This window comes from Vibrio sp. MMG023 (genome assembly GCF_021654215.1).
Classification (GTDB): Bacteria; Pseudomonadota; Gammaproteobacteria; order Enterobacterales; family Vibrionaceae; genus Vibrio; species Vibrio jasicida.
In genome coordinates this window covers 93,778-114,271 of sequence record NZ_JAKFZP010000008.1, presented here as the reverse complement: position 1 = coordinate 114,271, position 20,494 = coordinate 93,778, and the positions used below count along the sequence as shown (strand labels likewise).

Annotated in this window: 18 protein-coding genes and 1 other RNA gene; 7 read left to right on the top strand and 12 right to left on the bottom strand. The window is 45.2% G+C overall.

What is annotated here, in order from left to right:
• Window positions 1-45: 45 nt before the first annotated feature.
• From L1076_RS22885 to L1076_RS22875, 3 genes are all read left to right on the top strand, one after another.
• A complete protein-coding gene (locus L1076_RS22885; RefSeq protein ID WP_005440265.1) occupies window positions 46-1,314 on the top strand; it encodes an O-acetylhomoserine aminocarboxypropyltransferase/cysteine synthase in 1,269 nt (422 codons plus the stop codon).
• Between the two features lie 207 nt (window positions 1,315-1,521).
• Complete coding sequence (locus L1076_RS22880) at window positions 1,522-2,853, top strand: aspartate aminotransferase family protein (protein ID WP_237304532.1); 1,332 nt, start codon at window positions 1,522-1,524, stop codon at window positions 2,851-2,853.
• Entirely contained in the window at window positions 2,844-3,680 is an 837-nt protein-coding gene (locus tag L1076_RS22875; RefSeq protein WP_237304531.1) for a 3-keto-5-aminohexanoate cleavage protein, read from the top strand. Before L1076_RS22880 ends, L1076_RS22875 begins: the two co-directional genes overlap by 10 nt.
• A gap of 47 nt (window positions 3,681-3,727) precedes the next feature.
• Here the strand turns inward: L1076_RS22875 and L1076_RS22870 are convergent, their stop codons facing one another.
• From L1076_RS22870 to smpB, 6 genes are all read right to left on the bottom strand, one after another.
• Window positions 3,728-5,095, bottom strand: coding sequence for a Na+/H+ antiporter NhaC family protein (locus tag L1076_RS22870; RefSeq protein ID WP_038868783.1), 1,368 nt, complete (start codon window positions 5,093-5,095; stop codon window positions 3,728-3,730).
• A gap of 179 nt (window positions 5,096-5,274) precedes the next feature.
• Complete coding sequence (locus L1076_RS22865; protein WP_237304550.1) at window positions 5,275-5,850, bottom strand: DedA family protein; 576 nt, start codon at window positions 5,848-5,850, stop codon at window positions 5,275-5,277.
• A 145-nt stretch (window positions 5,851-5,995) separates the two neighbouring features.
• The gene (locus L1076_RS22860; protein WP_237304530.1) at window positions 5,996-8,038 is read right to left on the bottom strand and encodes an FUSC family protein; all 2,043 of its coding nucleotides are present in this window, start codon (window positions 8,036-8,038) and stop codon (window positions 5,996-5,998) included.
• 99 nt (window positions 8,039-8,137) lie between these two features.
• The gene (locus tag L1076_RS22855; protein ID WP_039975380.1) at window positions 8,138-9,031 is read right to left on the bottom strand and encodes a LysR family transcriptional regulator; all 894 of its coding nucleotides are present in this window, start codon (window positions 9,029-9,031) and stop codon (window positions 8,138-8,140) included.
• Between the two features lie 138 nt (window positions 9,032-9,169).
• Window positions 9,170-9,536: a transfer-messenger RNA gene (gene ssrA, locus L1076_RS22850) on the bottom strand.
• A gap of 66 nt (window positions 9,537-9,602) precedes the next feature.
• On the bottom strand, window positions 9,603-10,088 hold the full coding sequence (smpB, locus tag L1076_RS22845) for an SsrA-binding protein SmpB (protein WP_038868779.1): 486 nt from the start codon (window positions 10,086-10,088) through the stop codon (window positions 9,603-9,605).
• Between the two features lie 119 nt (window positions 10,089-10,207).
• Between smpB and L1076_RS22840 the strand changes: the two genes are divergently transcribed.
• Together L1076_RS22840 and L1076_RS22835 are read left to right on the top strand one after the other, a co-directional pair.
• Window positions 10,208-10,651 carry an SRPBCC family protein gene (locus L1076_RS22840; RefSeq protein ID WP_005424743.1) on the top strand — a complete coding sequence of 148 codons (444 nt, stop codon included), beginning with the start codon at window positions 10,208-10,210 and terminating at the stop codon, window positions 10,649-10,651.
• Window positions 10,641-10,943, top strand: a complete 303-nt coding sequence (locus L1076_RS22835; protein ID WP_038868778.1) for an RnfH family protein — start codon at window positions 10,641-10,643, stop codon at window positions 10,941-10,943. The genes L1076_RS22840 and L1076_RS22835 overlap by 11 nt, the downstream gene beginning before the upstream one ends.
• Window positions 10,944-10,998: 55 nt before the next feature.
• Here L1076_RS22835 and L1076_RS22830 read toward each other — a convergent pair whose 3' ends face one another.
• The 6 genes from L1076_RS22830 to nadK all read right to left on the bottom strand — a co-directional run bounded on the left by L1076_RS22830 (window position 10,999) and on the right by nadK (window position 17,748).
• On the bottom strand, window positions 10,999-12,264 hold the full coding sequence (locus tag L1076_RS22830; protein WP_237304529.1) for an erythromycin esterase family protein: 1,266 nt from the start codon (window positions 12,262-12,264) through the stop codon (window positions 10,999-11,001).
• A gap of 223 nt (window positions 12,265-12,487) precedes the next feature.
• Window positions 12,488-12,847: an outer membrane protein assembly factor BamE gene (gene bamE, locus L1076_RS22825; protein ID WP_038868775.1), complete on the bottom strand. Its 360-nt coding sequence runs from the start codon at window positions 12,845-12,847 to the stop codon at window positions 12,488-12,490.
• A gap of 251 nt (window positions 12,848-13,098) precedes the next feature.
• The gene (locus L1076_RS22820) at window positions 13,099-13,581 is read right to left on the bottom strand and encodes a GNAT family N-acetyltransferase (protein ID WP_237304528.1); all 483 of its coding nucleotides are present in this window, start codon (window positions 13,579-13,581) and stop codon (window positions 13,099-13,101) included.
• A 21-nt stretch (window positions 13,582-13,602) separates the two neighbouring features.
• Window positions 13,603-15,267: a DNA repair protein RecN gene (gene recN, locus L1076_RS22815; RefSeq protein WP_237304527.1), complete on the bottom strand. Its 1,665-nt coding sequence runs from the start codon at window positions 15,265-15,267 to the stop codon at window positions 13,603-13,605.
• Between the two features lie 168 nt (window positions 15,268-15,435).
• On the bottom strand, window positions 15,436-16,623 hold the full coding sequence (locus L1076_RS22810; RefSeq protein ID WP_237304526.1) for a DUF3103 domain-containing protein: 1,188 nt from the start codon (window positions 16,621-16,623) through the stop codon (window positions 15,436-15,438).
• A gap of 240 nt (window positions 16,624-16,863) precedes the next feature.
• Window positions 16,864-17,748: an NAD(+) kinase gene (nadK, locus tag L1076_RS22805; protein ID WP_038868771.1), complete on the bottom strand. Its 885-nt coding sequence runs from the start codon at window positions 17,746-17,748 to the stop codon at window positions 16,864-16,866.
• A gap of 145 nt (window positions 17,749-17,893) precedes the next feature.
• On the opposite strand from nadK, the gene grpE reads away from it, so the two are divergent.
• Window positions 17,894-18,490 carry a nucleotide exchange factor GrpE gene (gene grpE, locus L1076_RS22800; RefSeq protein WP_038868770.1) on the top strand — a complete coding sequence of 199 codons (597 nt, stop codon included), beginning with the start codon at window positions 17,894-17,896 and terminating at the stop codon, window positions 18,488-18,490.
• A gap of 419 nt (window positions 18,491-18,909) precedes the next feature.
• A complete protein-coding gene (locus L1076_RS22795; RefSeq protein ID WP_038868768.1) occupies window positions 18,910-20,184 on the top strand; it encodes a dicarboxylate/amino acid:cation symporter in 1,275 nt (424 codons plus the stop codon).
• Window positions 20,185-20,494: the final 310 nt, after the last annotated feature.

Sequence of the window (20,494 nt, the reverse complement as noted above, 5' to 3'; positions counted from 1 at the left end):
CAATATAAAAGAATAACCATTCACTCAATAGTTCAGGGAAGATGCATGAAAGACGAAACACTCTCGATCCATTTTGGCTACGAAACAGACCCAACAACCAAATCTGTTGCGACACCGATTTACCAGACCGTCGCGTATGAGTTTGATAATGCTCAACATGGCGCAGACCTGTTTAACCTCGAAGTTCCGGGAAACATTTACACTCGAATTATGAACCCAACCAATGATGTGTTGGAAAAGCGTATGGCAGCACTAGAAGGCGGTATTGCTGGTTTGGTTGTTAGTGCAGGAAGTGCGGCAATTAACTACGCCATTCTCACGCTTGCGCAAGCCGGCGATAACATCGTTTCTACTCCTCAGCTATACGGTGGCACCTACACTTTATTTGCGCATATGTTGCCGAACCAAGGTATTGAGGTACGTTTTGCCAAGGATGACAAACCTGAAAGTCTCGCTGAGCTTATCGATGAGAATACCAAAGCGGTTTATTGTGAAAGCATTGGTAATCCGGCTGGCAATATCATCGATCTTGAACGTGTTGCTGAGTTGGCTCATGCGCAAGGCGTGCCTGTGATTGTAGACAATACGGTTGCAACTCCTGTGTTATGTAAACCAATCGAATTTGGTGCAGATATCGTGGTTCATTCACTGACTAAGTATGTGGGGGGGCACGGTACGACATTAGGTGGCATCATCATTGACTCGGGCAAGTTTCCTTGGGCGCAGCACAAAGATCGTTTCCCAGTATTTAATCAGCCTGAACCTTCTTACCACGGCGTGGTTTACACCGAGGCATTTGGAGAGGCAGCGTTTATTGGCCGTGCTCGCACCGTTCCTTTGCGTAATACCGGTTCTGCTTTGTCACCGATGAATGCGTTTATGTTGATGCAGGGGCTAGAAACGCTGTCGCTGCGTATGGAGAGACACACCGAAAACGCACTCAAAGTTGCGGAATACTTAAGCCAGCACGATAAAGTGAGTTGGGTAAGTTACGCAGGCTTGCCAGACTCTGAGTTCTATCCATTGGCAGAGAAATACATGCAAGGTAAGCCGTCGGCGATCTTGTCGTTTGGTTTAAAAGACGGTTACGAGGCGGGTGTACGTTTTTACGATGCGCTTAAGATATTCAAGCGACTGGTGAACATTGGTGATGCGAAGTCGCTTGCTTGTCATCCTGCATCAACTACGCACCGACAGTTGAGTGAGGCGGAGCAAAAGCAAGCAGGCGTCTCTCCGGAGATGATTCGTTTGTCTGTCGGTATTGAACATATCGATGATATTCTGGCTGATTTAGAACAAGCGCTGAACGCGTAATTATACTTTTCAATAGAGCTTTGGGTTACCCATAGGCCAGCCTTACTAAAAGCTGGCCTTATTTCTATAACGTACTTATTTATAATAATTTTTGAGTACTTGGGTTACGGTATTCCAAATGCTCATGATGGTGTACTTTTCTTACCTTGCGTATAAGTCTCATCTTACTGACTATGCTTAGAAAATAGCCACTAGGAAGGGGCGCTCATGTCTTACGTGTTTCACCGTCATTGCCACGCCAAATTGCCCACTATCGCCAGAGGGGAAGGGGTTTACCTGTTCGATAATCAAGGCAACCAATACCTCGATGCTTGCGGCGGTGCTGCTGTTTCAAACCTTGGGCATAGCCACCAAGCTGTTAAACAAGCCATGCTCGACCAAATCGAAAAAGTGCCTTTTGCTCACACGGGCTTTTTTACTAGCGAAGCAAGTGAGCAGCTGGCTGAGTTGATTTGCCAGCAGATGCCATCGCAATTTAATCATGTCTACTTAGTCAGTGGGGGCTCTGAAGCGGTTGAATCTGCGCTAAAGATGGCAAGGCAATATTTTGTGGAATGTGGCAAACCTGAGAAAAAGCAGTTTATTGCCCGCCAACAAAGCTACCACGGTAATACACTTGGTGCGTTGGCTGTTGGTGGTAATGAATGGCGGCGTGAGCCTTTTAAACCCATTTTGCACCCAAGCCATCACATTGCGCCGTGCTATGCCTATCGTCATCAAAGAGAAGATGAATCAGAGCTCGATTACTCACTGAGAGCTGCCAATGAACTTGAAGCTAAAATTTTAGAACTGGGCTCGGATAACGTCATGGCATTTGTTGCAGAGCCGATTGTTGGCGCAACAGCTGGCGCAGTGCCTGCCACTCAAGGTTACTTCAAACGAATACGAGAGATTTGCGATCGCTATGATGTGCTGCTGATCATGGATGAGGTGATGTGTGGCGTTGGGCGCAGCGGTAGTTTTTTTGCTTTTGAACAAGAGCAAACCGTCCCAGATTTAGTCTGTATGGCGAAAGGGCTGGGGGCGGGTTATCAACCTATCGGTGCCGTTGTTGCCAACGATAAAGTCTATCAAGCAATCGCGTCTGGTAGTGGCTTCTTTCAGCACGGACATACCTTTATGGCGCATCCTGTTGCGTGCGCAGCTGCCGTTGCGACCATTCAGACCATCGGTGACCAAAAGCTCCTGCAAGCCGTCAATCAACAAGGGACGATGTTAAAAAGAGAGCTCGAATCGGCGCTTTCAGACTTCCCGCATGTTGGGGATATTCGTGGTAAAGGGCTGTTTCTTGGCATTGAGCTTGTCGCAGAGAAAGTAAGTAAAATCCCGCTGCCTAATTCAACTTTGGCAGACAAAAAGATCAAGCAACAAGCGATGGCAAATGGACTGATGTGCTACCCAATGGGCGGCACGATTGATGGTGTAAATGGGCATCATATCCTTCTTGCACCGCCTTTTATCATCGAACGAAGCCACATTGACGAGCTGGTGGAAAAGCTCACTCGTACACTTAGAGAGGTGTCGCAGAAATGGCAGTGAACTCCCAAACTAAAAGAGCTCGAATCGCGATTATTGTTGCGCCCAATGGGGCGAGAAAAACTAAGCAAGACCATGATCAATTGCCGATGACTATTGAAGAAATGGTTGCCGAGGCGAAAGCATGTCAAACAGCAGGGTCTACGATGATCCATTTGCACGCGAGAGATGTGCAAGGCAGGCATTCTCTAGAGGTTGATGACAACTTAGAAATCTACCACGCGGTGAAAGCTGCGGTTGGGAATTCGATGGTTGTTCAGCTTACGACTGAGGCTGTTGGTATGTATTCATCACAACAGCAAATGGCGCTGATCAAAGTGGTAAAACCAGAGGCCGCTTCTTTTGCTTTGCGTGAACTGATTCCTGATGAGCAGAGTGAGGAGCAAGGTCTTGTCTTTTTTGATTGGGTCGCTGAACAGGGCATTCTCAGCCAAATCATTTTGTATGATCAGGCAGACATCGAGCGCTATTTCTCCCTAAGAGAGCGAGGCGTTTTACCAAAGCAAAACCAACACGCGTTAGTTGTACTTGGTCGATATCATGAGGCTCAACAATCTTCGCCATGGGATTTACGGGCACTGCATTTAGAGCGATTTATCGAAGAGAATGTTAGGTGTGCCGTGTGCGCGTTTGGCGCGAGAGAGCAAGACTGTTTAACCCATGCATTGTTATTGGGATTGGATGTTCGGGTAGGCTTTGAGAACAACCATTTGAGTGCTGATGGTCAGCCCGCGAACAGCAATGCGGAGCAAGTTCAACGATTAAAAGAGATCTGTGAATTGCTCGATGTGCCACTGCATGATGCGGAGAGTTTTCGAGAATCCATTTAGCAACAGGTACAAAAAAGGCTCCAATCGGAGCCTTCTTCAAATGTATTTTAGTTTTCAGCCTGAGTCACTGTTTGGCGCGCTGGGTGTTTGATAAACACCGCTACGACAGCGGCAATTGCCAGAGCGAAACAGTAGTAAGAGTTCGCAACAACTTCTAGTGGAGAAAGGTTAAATACCGAGCCCAATAGCAGAACCTGTGCACCGTATGGCAATACACCTTGGATAACACACGAGAAGATATCCAACAAACTTGCAGAGCGACGCGGTGAAACGTTGTTCTCTTCTGCCAGTTGGCGAGCCACGCTACCTGATACGATGATGGCAACGGTGTTGTTAGCGGTACAGGTATTCACCATCGAAACCAGACCAGCAATACCTAGCTCGCTTGCACGACCATTTGCTTCTTTCGAGTGGCTAGAACCAAACGTACGGATGATGCCGCTCACTAGGTTAGTCAGAAACGCGAGACCACCTTGGCGACGCATAAGCTCACTCAAACCGCCAATCAGCATGGACAGCAAGAAGATCTCTTGCATATTGCCAAAGCCTGAGTAGATGTCTTGAGCGAAGTTGGTTAGACCGTAATTTTCGATAGAAGACAAGCTCACGCCGCCCGCCAAAACGATACCAATAGTCAGTACCACAAATACATTCATGCCTGATACCGCAAGGATAAGAATCGTTATGTAAGGAAGTACTTTCAACCACTCAATAGAACCGGTTTCTGGTACTTGAGTCGCTGTGCTGTTGAAGGCGAAGATAACAAGCGCAACCAGTGCTGCTGGCAGTGCGATACGGATGTTTTCTTTGAATTTGTCCTTCATCTCACAGCCTTGAGAGCGTGTTGCCGCAATGGTGGTGTCCGAGATGATCGAAAGGTTATCACCAAACATTGCGCCGCTTAGCACTACGCCTGCCGTTAGTGGAAGGCTCATACCTGCCGATTGAGCAATGCCCAGAGCAACAGGCGCAACTGCTGCGATGGTACCCATTGAGGTGCCCATCGCTGTCGCGATAAATGCAGAAATCAGGAAGATACCCGGCAAGATCATGCTGGTTGGAATCGCAGAAAGACCAAGGTTAACTGTCGCATCTACACCGCCAGACGCTTTTGCAACTGCAGCAAAGGCACCGGCAAGCAGGTAGATCATACACATCGCGATGATGTCTGGATGACCAACGCCACGCATAAAGTGTTCGATAGAACGATTGAGCTTGTCTTTGCTTAGGATGAGCGCAAGGATCACCGCAGGTAATACCGCGATAGGCGCTGGCAGTTGGTAAAATGCAAAATCCACCCCTTGCAGAGACAAGTAAGTGCCCACGCCAATAAACAGCGCAAGGAATAGTACTAAAGGTAAAAGTGCGACCGCTGATGGTGCGATTGCTTTATTAGAATTTTTAGAACCAGACATGTGAACGACAACATAATCAACAAATAAGGCGAGCAGACTAATCGGACACCAAAGACTTGTCAACGTCTAGACGTCTAAATGGCTGGTTATTTTAAATCGAAAAGACCAAGAAAAAAGGCTCACATAACATATCTTATTGATACCGTGAGCCTTTGCGGAATTATATTGGTTTAGATCACTTACGCTTTTTTTCGTTTAAGAAGCGCGAAGATCATCAGTGAGAACAGCAGTGCTGCGCTAGACCAAACCACGTAACGGTGATCGGTATAGAACTGGCTAAGGACGCTCAAATGCTCAAATGCGAAGTTGGTGAGCAAACTGAACACGGCAACCCAAATGGTGGTTGCAAGCGCATTACCCAACAAGAACTCTTTGCGCGGCATCTTAGCAATACCGCAAGCAAGCGGCATAAACTGCTTCATCCCTTCTACAAAGCGACTAACAACCAAACAAGCAGGACCGTACTGCTGAATCGTACTTTGTAGCTTCTGCATCTTAGGGCCAGATATATAGCCTTTCTTATCTAGCCAACCTTCGAAGTAATAGCCAATCAGGTAGCCGCACGTGTTGCCCAAAAAGCAACTCAACCAAGAGACTATCATTACTAGGCTAAGGTTCATGACATGCTCAGATGAGATGATAGACGCTGCAATCATCAGCGATTGCCCGGGCATCGGAATACCAATGCCTTCAAGAAAGATGCTGACGATAAGGGCGAGATAGCCATATTGCTCAAGCAGCGGCTTCATCGCCATTAATAGTTCATTTATGTGTTCCAAACGCTTTCCTCTAACAAAACTGGAACGAAGCTGGAGTGATACTCCTGTTAGTTCGCTTGGTCAATCGACGTTGTTCTCCGTTAGTAAAATCTGACACGCCGTTGATAATAGTGCTGCGGATTTAGTCTTTTAGGTTACGCCTTACTAAGTCGTGCATTTGCTTAATCGTCATCAATGCTAACCAGATGATCTCTTCGACAGATCGTTGACCAGCCGTTGAGGAGGGATGATTGGCATCGGTTTTATTGCTCAGTGCTGGCAGCTCATGCACGCGATTGTCACGAATCGTACTGATCAACGCATCCATCGCATCATGAATCAGGCGTTCGACTTGCGGTGAGCCTTGATAATGGGTGCCCGTTCTCACTAGAGGGATCAGCAAGCAGAGGTAGTGACTCAACAAGCGATAATGGCTCAACATATCTTCGTAATAATGCGGATCGGCGCGAGTGTGCCTTGGCTCTTGCTGCATCTCGTTGTAAATCAGTTCAAGGTCGCTTTCAGCAGTGAGCATAGCGGCACGTTGCTTAGTGAGCGTCATATGATCACGTTGCTCTGTGTCGACTTGTAACTGCTCATAGCAATACACAAATAAGCTTTTTGAACTATCGAGCGCTTTTAATGCTTGGGTATGAATCTCCTTACCTCGCCACTGCGGCCACAATAAGCCATAACCGAGTAGGACAATTGCGCCACCGACGACATTGTCGATCAAGCGCGGTGCAGCAAAGTCGAGCCCTTGGTGTGCCATGGTCTGATAAACCAAAATTAACAGTGCGGTAATACAGCCAATCGCCATCGAGTAATGACGCATAATATTGAGCATTGCGACGGGTAATAGGACAGCTATTAACACAAACAGGATGGTCGTTGGTACGCCAAGGTGAATCAAGGAGGTGGCGAACAGTACCCCAAGCGCCGTACCTAAACAGCGTTGCCAAGTTTTACTTCGGGTTGCCAAGAAGCTCGGCTGAATGACCATTAACATGGAAATTAATACCCAATCCGGGCGAATCAATTCAAAGTATTCAGCAATCCCAGATCCAAGAGCAAACATCAAACCAACGCGAGTCACGTGGCGCCAAATCGGGTTGCCTCGACTTGGTAAACGAAAAGACAGCTCGAATGGTTGCACATCAAAGGAGCGTTCATAAGCGGGTTCATTGAGCTCAATACGACGAGAAATATGCTTGACCGCGTATGCCCAGTAGCGAAAGCGAGGTTGGTCTTCTAGCTTCACTGCTTCAATCAAATCATGAGCTTCCTGTTCTAGTGAGCTCAAGTGTTCCATCTCTTCATGCGTGTTATGCAAAAGCTGCTTGGCTTTGTGTCTTAATCTTTGCTGACAGTGTTGGCTCCAAACCAAGAGCAGATCTCGTTTCGGTTTACTGGATTGAAATTGCTTGAGCAGATCAGGGTTGCTGGTATGGCTGCTCAAGACGACTTCAAATGTATCGAGCGCCAAAAACAAAGCCTGACGTAGTGAGTTGGCGTCTTCATGTTTCGATCGAAAAGATTCCGATTGCAGAGCTTGCTGAAACAGTTCAATCAACTGATATTTGATGCGTCGTTTCGGGGCATCGTTTTCGCTTCCAAGCAAGAAAGCTTGGCGATATTGAATGTAGTCCGCTAGCGTTTCGTAAATCGCAGAAAGACAAACACGCAGCGCGTAATGTTTCCATAAGGCAAACCAAAGCCAACTGAACAGCGCAAAAGTGAGTGGTCCCAACACCAACATAGGATAGAGACCAAGTACCGCGCTGGAATTTTGTAGCGACAAACTCACGACCGCGATCAGCAAGCTCGACATGCCAAGACGTCCCCAAAACGGACCATTCACTGCTGTACTCGCCAATACTGCTCCCATCGCGCCGTAAGTCAGCCACAGTGGTAAGCCCATATTCAGCAGGGCATAACTGATGATGAGCGTAATGCTCCACGTGAAAGCAGTAATCGCAAAGCGTGTCCAGCGCCTAGGGCCGGCAGTGTCTAAACCACTGATCAATGCTGCGGGCATGGTCATTAAAGCCGTCATGGCGAGATTGATTTGGTTGAATAGCACACCCAACCCCATAAACAGAACAATCGCGCTGGTGGCACGCAGACCAAGGTTGACAGAAGGGGAGTACCAGATTTTACGCAGAAAGGCAGGAGATAACGTCATAAACCCTCATTACAGTTGGCAACCCCTTCAGTGTAACGCGAATATCTTTAGATGTGCTGGCTTCAACCACAGTTTGAAAAATTGAAGCGGAGTCGTAATCTAATCGACGCCTTCTCCAAGTTGAGTAAATAGCCAATCATTGAACAGCGAGACTTTTCGCGCCGCTAGACGGTAGTTCGGCACAAATACGTAATAGCCATAATGGCTATGCATACGCAATTGTTGGATGTGGTAGACCTCATCTCTCGACATCGCCTGTTGCACCATAAAATCAGGCAGAAGAGCAAGCCCTTTGCCGAGCTTTACCGCTTCATAAGAAAGATAGAAATGCTCATGACCGACAGGGTGATAATGAATCGTACTTTGCAGACATTGTTCTAGTTTGAACTGCTCCCACAACTGCGGGCGTGTCGTTTGAGGAATAAAAGCGAAATCCGTGATGGATTGCTTGTCGTTACACGTTGAAGAACTTGATGAGCCAGTTAGCAGCAGCGTTTCTTGACGCAACAATCGACCATGTTCGTAGTGGCTGGAGAGAGGAAGGCAACGGATAGTGATGTCACTGTCTACTTCTAACTGATTTATTGGACCGTCACTGGTGCGAACTTTAACGCGGATATTAGGATGGATTTGATGGAAGGCATCAATGTTTGGCACCAACCACAAACTGGCGAAAGAAGGCGTGACATCGACTACCAGTAACTCTTGCTCTGTGTCGGTTTGAATCAAGCTTGCCGTCGCATGTTGGATGATCTCCAACGCTTCAGTTACCTTGGGTAAGTAACGTTTTCCTTCTTCAGTGAGCTCAATACCATTGATACCACGTTGGATTAAAGGTAGCCCAACCAGTTGCTCTAACGTCGCAATTTGTTTGCTCACGGCACCTTGAGTCACGCACAAACTCTCTGCCGCTTTAGAAAAACTCAGATGGTTAGCAACCGCAACAAAGGTTCGAAGTGCACGAATAGAAGGATATTCACTGCCTTTTAGCATGATCTCATGTCCATTGATGAATGCTTAACCACAGACTAAGAGATTTTGGCTAAGAATCAAAGCGATGAGTTGAGGGGGAGATATAAATTGCAGATACAAAAAGGGCCAACCCTTTCGAGTTGGCCCTTTCCAAACGTTTGGTGGAGCTGGCGGGAGTTGAACCCGCGTCCAAAAATCATTCATCATTGGTACTACATGCTTAGTCGATCTTTAATTTCACCAGCAACCTGCGAACCGACACGCTAGTTAAAGGCTAACCTGAATTATAATTCGCGCTTTTCCTCTCAGGTGGGAGAAGCCACGCTAGCTAGTTTGGGTTTGATCTCTTATTGGTCCCCGTCTTACGAGCGGAAGCTAGGGTAAGAGAGCTCTAAGCAGGTTATTAAGCTGCTAGTGCGTAGTTTTCGTCGTTTGCGACTATTTTTTTGCGGCTTTTTACGTGGCCAACCGCCCCACGGCATGCACCTCAGACTTCAAAATTCCTGTCGAATCCTAAATCAGCCCCAAGTGTTATCCGCATAGTACCAGAAAAGCTTTCCTTGTCTAGCTCTGTGCGTTTAAGTGCTCAAGATTAACGCAAGTTACTCTTCATGATACGTGCTTTATCGCGAGCCCAATCTTTTTCTTTCATATCAGTACGTTTGTCGTGAAGCTTTTTACCTTTTGCAACACCGATTTTGATCTTCACCCAAGAGCGAGACCAGTACAGTGACAGTGCTGCTAACGTCATACCTTCACGGTTAATGCGACCAAGAAGGTTGTCGAGTTCACGACGACTCATCAATAGTTTACGCACACGTGTAGGGTTTGCGACAACGTGAGTTGATGCTTGATTAAGAGGAGTGATGGTCATTCCGCTCACAAAAGCCTCACCGTCACGCATGAAAACATAGCTTTCGGCGATATTAGCTTTTCCTTGGCGAAGGGCTTTCACTTCCCAGCCTTGTAGCTCCAAGCCGGCTTCAATTTCATCGTCAATGAAGTATTCGTGACGAGCTTTTTTATTCAGCGCGATAGTGTTGCTACCCGCTTTTTGCTTTGATTTTTTCTTTACCATAATGGGCTCATTATACGGGTTGGATATACGTTAGGAAATCCTTTTATTTGCGCTATCGTGGAATAAAAGTAAAATTGGCACAAGCCTTAAAACATGTACGCGTATCGATAGGAGTGTGTATGAAGCAAATCAGCCGTTCTGCTTTGGTGTCTTTTAGTGCAGAGCAGATGTTCGATCTGGTCAATGATGTTTCGAAGTATCCTGAGTTTCTACCTGGTTGTTCAGGTTCACGAATCATTGAGTCTTCGGGCGAGGGTATGGTGGCTTCTGTCGATGTTGCGAAAGCGGGTATCAGCAAAACGTTCACAACTTCAAATGAACTCATCCCAGGTCAGGCTATTATGATGAACTTGGTGGATGGTCCCTTTAAGACGCTGCGTGGTGGTTGGATCTTCACTGCTTTGGATGAGCAAGCGTGTAAAGTAGAACTAAAGCTTGAGTTTGAGTTTTCGAGCAAAATGATCGAAATGGCTTTCGGCAAAATATTTAATGAGCTAACCAGTAATATGGTGAACGCTTTTACTAAACGTGCGAAACAGGTGTACGAGTGTTATGAGTATTGAGTCGGACATGATTCACGTTGAGGTGGTGTATGCGCTTCCTCAAGAACAACGTGTGTTTAATCTAGTTGTGAACAAACAAGCGACAGTTGAAGAGATCATTCGTCAATCTGGTGTTCTGGAACTGTACCCTGAAGTTGATTTGAAAAAGAATAAAGTCGGCGTATACAGTCGAAATGTTCGTTTAGATGCAACTATCCGTGATAAAGATCGTATCGAGATATACCGACCGTTATTGGCCGATCCAAAAGAAATTCGCCGTAAACGTGCAGAGCAAGCAAAAGCAGCTAAGTAACGCTTATAGACAGCTGAAAAACCTCCCAAATGGGAGGTTTTTTTGTTTTAAGGTGCTATCTTGGAGAGTCAATAGAGCTTGGTGTTTCTGTTCTGGTGTAGATGATGCCGTCGGCCAGTTCTGTAGCGTAGTTGATTGGCTGCTTAATGATGCTATTTGGGTAGGTTAAGTTTGCGATATCTTCCATTTTTATGAACGCATTCTCGACGCCATTTTTTGCTAAGAGTTTCTCGACACTTCCCAGCTCATTTGTTGCGAAATGAGGGATAGCACGTAACTCAGGGTCTGATTCCATTGGTGTAATGTAACCGTCTTCAAAAGCATGGATTAAGCTATATACCTCATTAGGGTTTACTTGCTGTTTTAAGTGCCAAAATGCCCCTGTGCTGTCTGGCCAAGCACCAACATAACTGCTGATGTGGACGTTATGTCCCCACGCCAAAATACTTTTTTGTGGTAACCATTCTTTTTGTAACCAGCGCAAGTTGTCCGCTTGCATGATCTCATCTGGATTATAGGTGTCAAACCAACGGCTTTGAACGTGGGCTTGCATGCTTTTGACTATCTGTAACCAAAAAGTCGCATACTCACGAAAATCTTGGCGCTCTGTGAGTGGAGGAAGGTATTGTTCGGCTTTCATTTGAGACATTACGGAGTTGAGTGAAACCAGTTGGTTGATAAAGGCTTGTTGTGCGCTGTTATCTGGCTTATCGAAATACCAAGGGCACATCATGGCTTCGCCATTGGCGATAAAACTTTGCCAATCAAGGTTGATGAGTTGATATTTTTCGACGAAGGTTTGCATCTCCGGCAGCATGAGGCTACAAGCCGGATCGCTACTGTGTCTACCATCAAAAGCAACCAAATACAGTGGTGTGTCGGTAAACGCTTTCTGTTCTACGTATTCATAGAGTGGGTAAATCTCAGGGGTTTCAGCGTACAAGAACATGAAGGAGTACAGCATGGCATCTCGAACATCGGTCACTTCTCCATCCATTAACCTCTGCCAAAGGCGAAGGCCGTCATACAGTCCACTTTCCATGGCGAGTACATCTATTTCACCTTCTTGATGCAGGTATTTGGTTATTCGCGACTTGGCTTTAAAGCCTTGCGCACCACCATGCGTTGCTTCTCCTAAACCAATGAATGATTTTCCAGCGACAGCTTGTTTTACGGCCTCCAAGTCGGAGTTATCCGTGTGGTTAAACTCCAAGCTTTTTATGTGAGATGTTATGTGGATTTGTTCTTGGTTATCGTCCTCACCACATCCAAGCAGAGCTAGAGAAGATAAGGCAAGCAAACCGCATGATAGTGCTTTCATTTTCGTGTTCCTACATGAAAAATTCTACACTCAGAATAGGTGTGCTTAGTTGCATAGAAAACTAACGTGAAAATGATCTGCGAGTTTATTCAAATATTCCAATGAGTAAGAGAACAAATAACGAGATAGTTTGTGATTGGGTTTATGGGTTTATGGGGTTATGGAAGCAATAAAAAAGCCTCCGACGAGGAGGCTTTGAGAATTCTGTGAAAATAAAGACGGGCTACTGAATCTTTTCGTAAAAGGCATCACTTTTCGGGTAGTCGCCAGTCAGATCGGCTAACGTACCTTGGTCATTGAATTGAACAACCAGATCTTTTTGCACAGGTTCACCGTGCCCAGGAGTGTGATGGTAAATGTAGTACCAAGTATTTGGGTAGCCATTTTCAACCAACATAGGCGAACCAAGAACGTAGCGAACTTGTGCTTTAGTCATCCCAAACTTTAATTTATCAACCGCACTTTGTTCTACATAGTTGCCTTGGTTGATATCAATACGATAAACCAGTTTTTCCAATACCGAACATCCTGTCAGCAAAGTCATTGCTAATGGTACGGCAACTAACCACTTCTTTAATTGCATAATAATTTCTTAGTAACCTTTAAAATACTGCGCTGATAATAAACAAGCTCGACGCAGATGTAAAAAGCTATGCGTCGTATGGTAGAAAATCTGACAACGAATTTTGAGTTGAGTTGCATTTATTCGCTGATATTAGACGATAACTGGCGGAACATGACTCATCAAGTATGTTGTGTGTTTTTTATGATATGGGATTTAAGAGAGTGCCCGCAATATTTCGCGGGGGCGACTACTGTTGGTCGTGCGTTGCATTATCGCGGGAGGGAAAATGCTTTGAGCGTTTCACCTTCAAACCGATAATATTCTTTTTCAACAAGGTTTGCTGCACCTATGGAGCGGTAAAATTGACCAGCGATAGGATTGGTGTTTTCTGCTGTCCAATCAAGTCTTTGGCAACCCGAGGTAACTGCTAGGGTCGCTAAATGTTTCATTAGTTGAATACCAACGCCTTTTCCTCTCGCGATTGAAGAAACGAAGAGATCTTTCATGTACATTTGGCCGGAAAGTTTAGGGGCAGGGTACATCACTGTGTAAGACGCAAAACCAATAATAGAGTCGCGCTCATAAGCTGCGATGATTTTGATACTAGAATGCTCAGAGAAGACTTGGTGCTTTAGATAGTGCGTCAATTCATTCTCTGATGCGGCGTCCTCTTTGAAGTAATAGCATTCTAACTCAATAAAAAGAGGGACGAGCTCTAAACAGTTTTCTTTGTTGATGGCTTTGATATCCATTTCTCATCCCTTGTTGAATGGTTAAACCGCGATGAGTAATTCTTTTGCGTTGGCTAATGTTGAGTCGGTAATTTGGCTTCCGCCCAATAAACGAGCGAGTTCTGCCACACGTTGTTGTTCATCTAGGGCATGCATTTTTGTTTCGGTTTGCCCACTCTTGGTGTGTTTAGCAACAAACATTTGTTGATGACCACAGCCAGCAACTTGCGGTAAGTGGGTTACACACATCACTTGAGTCGACTCGCCTAACTTGCGCAGCATCTTACCGACAACCGCAGCCGTTGGGCCGCTGATACCGACATCAACTTCATCGAAGATCAAGCTTGGCGTATCCACTTTTTGTGCGGTGATAACTTGTATTGCTAGCGAGATACGTGATAGCTCACCACCTGATGCGACTTTAGCGATAGGTTGTAATGGCTGACCTGGGTTGGTTGAGACCAAGAAACACACACTGTCCATACCCAATGGAGATGGGTGGAGGTTTTCGTTGTTTACCTCGATGCTGAATACCGCTTTCTCCATGCTCAATTCGTGCATGCTTTGCGTGATAAGTTTGTTCAGCTCTTTTGCGTAACGGCTACGTGACTTGTGCAGCTTCTCTGCTTGAGTTAAGAAGCTTTGGTATTTCTGTTCTACTTCTTGAGCGAGTTCATCCAGACGCTCGTCAGAGCAATCTAATGCTTCGATTTGTGCAAGAAGATCTTGGTGATGTTGGTATAGCTCATCGGGTATAACATGGTGTTTGCGAGCCATCGACATCACTTTAGAAAAACGTTCTTCGACATAAGCCATGCGACCGGGATCGACATCAATGCCATCTAGGTAGCTGCGAAGTTCGTTTTTGGTTTCTTCTAGCTGGATCATTGCCTCTGCCAGCATGTTTGGCAATTCAGCTAACTTCTCATCCAATTCGGCTAACTGGATTAGGGAGTGATTGGCCGATTGCAAAATACCAAGCGCATTGACTTCTTCACCTTCGTAAATAAGTTCGAGGGCTTGCTGACAGGTAGTGGCGAGTTCACCACTATTGGACAGTCGTTTGTGCTCTTGCTCGAGCTCTGCGAATTCTTCTTCACCTAGCGATAACTCATTCAGTTCTTTAATTTGGTATTCAAGCAACTGTTTTTGGGCCTGATTTTGCTGGCTGTTCTCTTTTAGTTGCTTAAGGTTGTTGTCTGCTTGACGCCAATGCTGGTAAGCACTGCGTGTGCTTTTTAATAGGTTTAAATGTCCAGCATATTGGTCCAGCATGGCCATTTGATGCTCGCTCTTCATCAACTGATGATGCGCGTGCTGTCCATGGATGTTGATCAATAACTGCCCAAGAGATTTGAGTTGTGAAAGAGGGACTGGGCTGCCATTGATAAAGGCTCGAGAACGGCCTTCTTTCGTGATGATGCGACGCAAGATACATTCGCTGCCATCCAGCAGGTCGTTATCTTCTAGCCAACGCGTTGCGTGTAGATTGTTGTCCAGTAAAAAGGCGGCGCTGACTTCTGTTTTCTCTTCGCCTTGTCGTACCATGCCTGCATCGGCACGTCCGCCTAAACAAAGACCTAATGCGTCAATTGCAATAGATTTACCTGCACCTGTTTCACCAGTGATGGTGGTCATGCCCTTTGAAAGCTCGAGCTGTAAAGACTTAACAATCGCAAAATTATTAACACTTAGATGAGCCAGCATTTTTATTTACCTGTATAACTGAACAATACTGTATAAGAAAACAGTATATACTGTTTCTTTATACAGTAAAGGTGGCTGCTGGATTTTTTGTAGGAAGAAGGTATTTTTTGTGATGGTGAAGAGAAAAATAGGCCGAGCAAATGCAACGACCTATTAAAATTGAACAAGTTACGGTCGAGTTGGGTTAATTGTGAGCGGCTCAAACGTTGCCACAGCATTAACCCCTGCTCCAGGATGGTCGACATAGGAAGTGTCTTGCATCAGGGTGTAATACACATCGACAAAATCGTCATCGTTAGTGAGTGCGCCATCCGGAATTGCATCGATAATTTTGTTGGTGATCTGAGGAATAATGGCATAGGCCTGAACTTCGGGATCTGGAATTGCCTTCAGGACTTCTTCTGCAACCTGAACAAGCAGTTTGGCTAACTGTTTGTAATCGGTGCCGTCATCTTGCTCCATTAAGACGATATCCGCCGCCCCCCAACGGTAACGAGACCAGTGAATGATGATTTGGTTGGGTAAGTAGGTGGTGTTGTCGTAATCCAAATAAGGTAGCTCGACGAGATCCAAAGTGGGTTCATCACGCGTAGGGTTTACACCTGTGACAATGGCGTAGATTTCAGCTTTTCCTGAAATCCAAGGCTCTTGGTCATTGGCAAGACGAATCTTCTTCAAAACCGTAGTTTGAATTGGTTGAGGTGTACTTTCTGTGTGGGAGAAAAGAGATTTTTGAGCCTTTGCGATGTCAGTCATATAGGGTTGGACCATGGTTGCTTGCCCAAGCTTGCTCATTTCTGCCTGCATAGCCTGTAGCCCAGCTTTTAGCTCTGCAGAGCTGTTGCTGTCGACAACCAATACAGGCACGTCTGGAAGTTGATAGACATCGAGTTGGTGGACTTGGCCATAAACATCGTAAGCTTCGATGTATTGCCACTGCTCATCATCCCCTGTTGGTTCGAAAGCAAAGAGTGGGTCGACGGTCCCTTCTTGCCACACGCCGAGCATTTCTTCATTTGCAAGTCGAACTTCAAGCAATTGATCTGAGTATTCAGAGATGCCTTTCCACGCCCGAATTTGTGTATCGGCTTGTATGAGTTGTTGGCTAAATGCTGATAAAGGTTTCTGTTCGGCGAATGAGGAAAGGGGGACATTAATGTGTTCGGCAGTGATGTCTTTGCGCAGCATGGGTTCTATGTTGGCATAACTTTCGCTGAGTTGCAGAGCTAGTGTCCGCTTGGTATTCGAGATGTCCTCGGCTTTTGCGTTTGATATATCGGTAACCTTTGCCTCCTCAGATTGACAGCCAGCAAGCGCTAACGTACTGAGAACGGACAATATCATTGTTTTTTTCATAATGTGCCCTTTGAGATAATAAGTATGAATTAGAGTTTACATTCTATTCATACTGAGAATATCATCAGTCGGACACCTTTCAATTTGAGCTCAGAATTTTGTATAAAATTTACCCACAAGATCAAGTTTTATAAAATTAAATTTAACAAGGAATTAATCTGTGTCGCCTTGGGTGGGGATGCAATTGGAGTTAATGAGAGCATAGAAAAAAGGTTGATGCCTTCACATCAACCTTTCTTGTTAAAACAATTTGCTTGACCAACCGAGCTTGTTTCTTAGCACGTGGTAGTAGCTGTAGTCTTTTGGGTGGATCAGTTTAAGTACATTCGGGCTTTGATAAATATGAACTTCATCGCCTGGAGAAACCGGTAGTGAAACTTGTCCATCACAACTGACTTCTTGCGTACCGCGGTTTTCTGGTGACACGATCAATTTAATGCGTCGTTTTCCATCAACCACTAAAGGACGGCTTGAAAGAGTGTGAGGAAACATAGGTACCAAAGAGATAGCATTCAGGCTTGGCGACAAGATAGGACCACCACCGGAAAGGGAGTAAGCGGTTGAACCTGTTGGAGTTGAAACGATTAAACCGTCGGCGCGCAGCGAAAACGCAAAGCTATCATCAATGTAAACTTCAAACTCGATCATATGTGCGACTTGACCAGGGTGAAGTACTGCTTCATTTAGGGCGGCATTGTGGCTTTTAATTTGGCCATGACGATGCACTTCGGCCTCAAGTAAAAATCGCTCTTCTTCAATATATTCGCCATTCAGAACGGCTTTCAATGCCGTTTTGAAATCATCGGGGTTAAGGTCCGTTAGGAAACCAAGGTTACCTCGGTTCACACCGATCACTGCGACATCAAAGCGAGATAAAATGCGAGCTGCGCCTAACATGTTGCCATCGCCTCCAACGACAATAGCAAGATCGGCGTTTTTACCAAGTTCCACTAGGCTGGCAAATTGATTTTGTGGAATATCGTCTAAAATTGCAGCAAGGCGGTCATCGATAAACACTTGGTAACCTTCAGAGGTTAACCATTGGTAAAGCTCTCTATGAGTTTGAATAGCCTGCTGATCTCGAGGTTTTCCGATAATCGCGATCACGTTACATGGGTTTTTCATAGCATTTCCGCATTAAAGAGGCTTGAATCAGGAATCTTCATCCCCATAATAATGGCAAGTTACCTAAATATGCGAATTTTAATGTGGTTAGAGCCCGCAAAACGTGCGTAAGCTTTGAGGACATTATGTTGATTCTGGAGATATCATGAGCAACGAAGAAAACAAAGTTACTGAAGCCGAGCTTGATCAGATCATCGAAGAGGCTGAGAAAGTAGAGGCAGCCGCTCAAGAAGCAGAAGCGGAACTTGAAGACATTGGTGATGAAAAAGACGCTAAGATTGCTCAACTAGAAGCAGCACTTCTATCAAGTGAAACGAAAGTGAAAGATCAGCAAGATGCCGTTCTACGTTCTAAAGCAGAAGTAGAAAACATGCGTCGTCGTACAGAGCAAGAAATTGATAAGGCGCGTAAATACGCTTTGAACAAGTTTGCTGAAGAGCTTCTTCCTGTTATCGACAACCTAGAGCGTGCTATCCAAGCTGCTGATGCTGAGCATGAAGTGGTTAAGCCAATTCTTGAAGGTGTTGAGCTAACGCATAAGACGTTTGTAGACGCGGTATCGAAATTTGGTTTGAAAGAGATCAATCCAGAAGGTGAAGCTTTCAACCCTGAATTCCATCAAGCGATGTCTATCCAAGAAAGCCCTGACCATGAGTCAAATACCGTTATGTTCGTAATGCAAAAAGGTTACGAGCTAAACGGTCGCGTGGTACGTCCTGCAATGGTTATGGTTGCAAAATAATTCAGTAACCTACTGATATATATATTTAAATGCCTACTGGTTCTCGGTGGGCATTTTTGTTTCAAACATTGTCATTCTCATATTCACTCCTCTGAATATGAGCTAAATTTCGAAATTTGATCCTCTTCAAACTTTTTCCTATTGGCAAATAATTTTCCTATAGGAGATATCCTCTCTTTATCTTGCTTACTTATGGGATGCTGTGTCTATAAGTACCTGTTATGACTTGTCTTCAAAATAAAATTCTGAATATCAATCTAGAACTGGTGATTTACTTTTAATGTTAGTTATTAACATTTCTGTAAAGAAAGCCTTTATTTTGTAACTCCGATGTGTATTATTCGCGAGGTCTGCCGTAAAAACTAGCAGATGTAACTATAAAAATATAAATAGCAAACACAACATTTCGGAGATTTATGATGGATAAATCGCTTTCTAGTAAGATTTTTATCGGCTTGTTCGCCGGCCTCGTGCTGGGTACAGCTATTCAGTACTTATTTAGCGGTATTGCGATTTTTGATACCTATATTCTAGGTGCAGCAGAAGGTGCGGGCGGCATGTTCGTTTCGCTGATTAAACTTCTGGTTGTTCCTCTGGTTTATGTATCAATTGTATGTGGCATTGTGGAACTTAAAGACATTCGTTCTTTTGGTCGCTTGGGTGGTAAAACTTTTACTCTTTACATTTTAAATACCGTCGTTGCGATCATTGCTGCTCTTACTGTTGCTATGATTGTTCAGCCTGGTGCAGGTGCAAACCTTGCGGGTACGATTTCTGATTCTGTGGCGCTTAAGTCAACAGAAACACCAGACATCTTCTCTATGGTTGTGAACATTGTTCCAAGCAACCCTGTACAAGCGTTTGCAAATGGCGACATGCTACAAATCATCTTTATGGCAATTCTGACAGGTCTTGCAATTCAAGCGCTTGATTCAAAAGGCGGCCCTGCGGTTCGTACTTTTAAGATGGCGAACGAAATCATGATGAAACTAATTGGTCTCGTAATGAGCTTAGCGCCATACGGTGTATTTGCTCTGATGATTCAACTTGGTGCAACCTTGGATGCGGGTACGCTTGCATCAGTAGCCGGTTACGTTGCTCTTGTGGTTTCAATGCTAGTGCTTTGGATCTTCGTGGTTTACCCTCTAGCGGTTCAAATGTTCACGGGTATTTCTGCGCGCGAGTTCTCTCGTAAGACGCGTGAACAAGTGTTGTTCTCTCTATCTACAGCAAGTTCAAATGCGACGATCCCAGTAACGATGCGTACTCTTACTGACAAGATTGGTGTGTCTAAGTCGGTAGCTGGTTTTGGTGTACCACTAGGTGCAACTATGAACATGGCAGGTGCTTCAATCTACATCGCAATCGCAGCGGTATTCTGTGCAAACGCGTTTGGTCAGCCTATTGCGGTATCTGACCTAGTGACTCTAGGCTTCACGGTTCTGCTACTGTCTATCGGTGCTGGCGGTGTTCCTGGCGGCGGTGTAGTGATGGTTGGTGTTATCCTTCACCAATTGGGTCTACCACCAGAAGGTCTAGCAATCGTTGCAGCGGTTGATCGTATTAACGATATGTTCTGTACATCATCTAACGTAGTCGGCGATACAGCAGTAAACACGATTGTTGCTAAGTCTGAAGGCGAGATTGGTAAAGAAGAAATCGTGGATGCTGAACCTGCACAAGCGAGTGCGTAATTCTTAATCGCTCACTTAATCGAATTCACAGCGAGGTCTTAGGGCCTCGCTTTTTCTTTTTAATAGACGCTTCGCTTCGGGAATGGACTTCGTCCTATGGAACGCTGCGCTTCGAGATTCCAACATCCCGCTTTTTGCACAACTTTTTTCAATTTTTTTTGCTCTTTCCCTTGAAAAGCCATTTGCAGCCCTTATCTATTGGGCATAAGAGAAGCAAACATAATTATTTTTGTTTGTGAGCAAGGGTTGAAACCCGATTCTACGTCCCCACATAGGGGATATAGCAAAACGAAAATAGAATTTATTCGGA

Coding starts and splice junctions, on each gene's coding strand:
- L1076_RS22885 (WP_005440265.1), top strand. CDS start 46: ATGAAAGACGAAACACTCTCGATCCATTTTGGCTACGAAACAGACCCA.
- L1076_RS22880 (WP_237304532.1), top strand. CDS start 1,522: ATGTCTTACGTGTTTCACCGTCATTGCCACGCCAAATTGCCCACTATC.
- L1076_RS22875 (WP_237304531.1), top strand. CDS start 2,844: ATGGCAGTGAACTCCCAAACTAAAAGAGCTCGAATCGCGATTATTGTT.
- L1076_RS22870 (WP_038868783.1), bottom strand. CDS start 5,095: ATGTCTGGTTCTAAAAATTCTAATAAAGCAATCGCACCATCAGCGGTC.
- L1076_RS22865 (WP_237304550.1), bottom strand. CDS start 5,850: ATGGCGATGAAGCCGCTGCTTGAGCAATATGGCTATCTCGCCCTTATC.
- L1076_RS22860 (WP_237304530.1), bottom strand. CDS start 8,038: ATGACGTTATCTCCTGCCTTTCTGCGTAAAATCTGGTACTCCCCTTCT.
- L1076_RS22855 (WP_039975380.1), bottom strand. CDS start 9,031: ATGCTAAAAGGCAGTGAATATCCTTCTATTCGTGCACTTCGAACCTTT.
- smpB (WP_038868779.1), bottom strand. CDS start 10,088: ATGGTAAAGAAAAAATCAAAGCAAAAAGCGGGTAGCAACACTATCGCG.
- L1076_RS22840 (WP_005424743.1), top strand. CDS start 10,208: ATGAAGCAAATCAGCCGTTCTGCTTTGGTGTCTTTTAGTGCAGAGCAG.
- L1076_RS22835 (WP_038868778.1), top strand. CDS start 10,641: ATGAGTATTGAGTCGGACATGATTCACGTTGAGGTGGTGTATGCGCTT.
- L1076_RS22830 (WP_237304529.1), bottom strand. CDS start 12,264: ATGAAAGCACTATCATGCGGTTTGCTTGCCTTATCTTCTCTAGCTCTG.
- bamE (WP_038868775.1), bottom strand. CDS start 12,847: ATGCAATTAAAGAAGTGGTTAGTTGCCGTACCATTAGCAATGACTTTG.
- L1076_RS22820 (WP_237304528.1), bottom strand. CDS start 13,581: ATGGATATCAAAGCCATCAACAAAGAAAACTGTTTAGAGCTCGTCCCT.
- recN (WP_237304527.1), bottom strand. CDS start 15,267: ATGCTGGCTCATCTAAGTGTTAATAATTTTGCGATTGTTAAGTCTTTA.
- L1076_RS22810 (WP_237304526.1), bottom strand. CDS start 16,623: ATGAAAAAAACAATGATATTGTCCGTTCTCAGTACGTTAGCGCTTGCT.
- nadK (WP_038868771.1), bottom strand. CDS start 17,748: ATGAAAAACCCATGTAACGTGATCGCGATTATCGGAAAACCTCGAGAT.
- grpE (WP_038868770.1), top strand. CDS start 17,894: ATGAGCAACGAAGAAAACAAAGTTACTGAAGCCGAGCTTGATCAGATC.
- L1076_RS22795 (WP_038868768.1), top strand. CDS start 18,910: ATGGATAAATCGCTTTCTAGTAAGATTTTTATCGGCTTGTTCGCCGGC.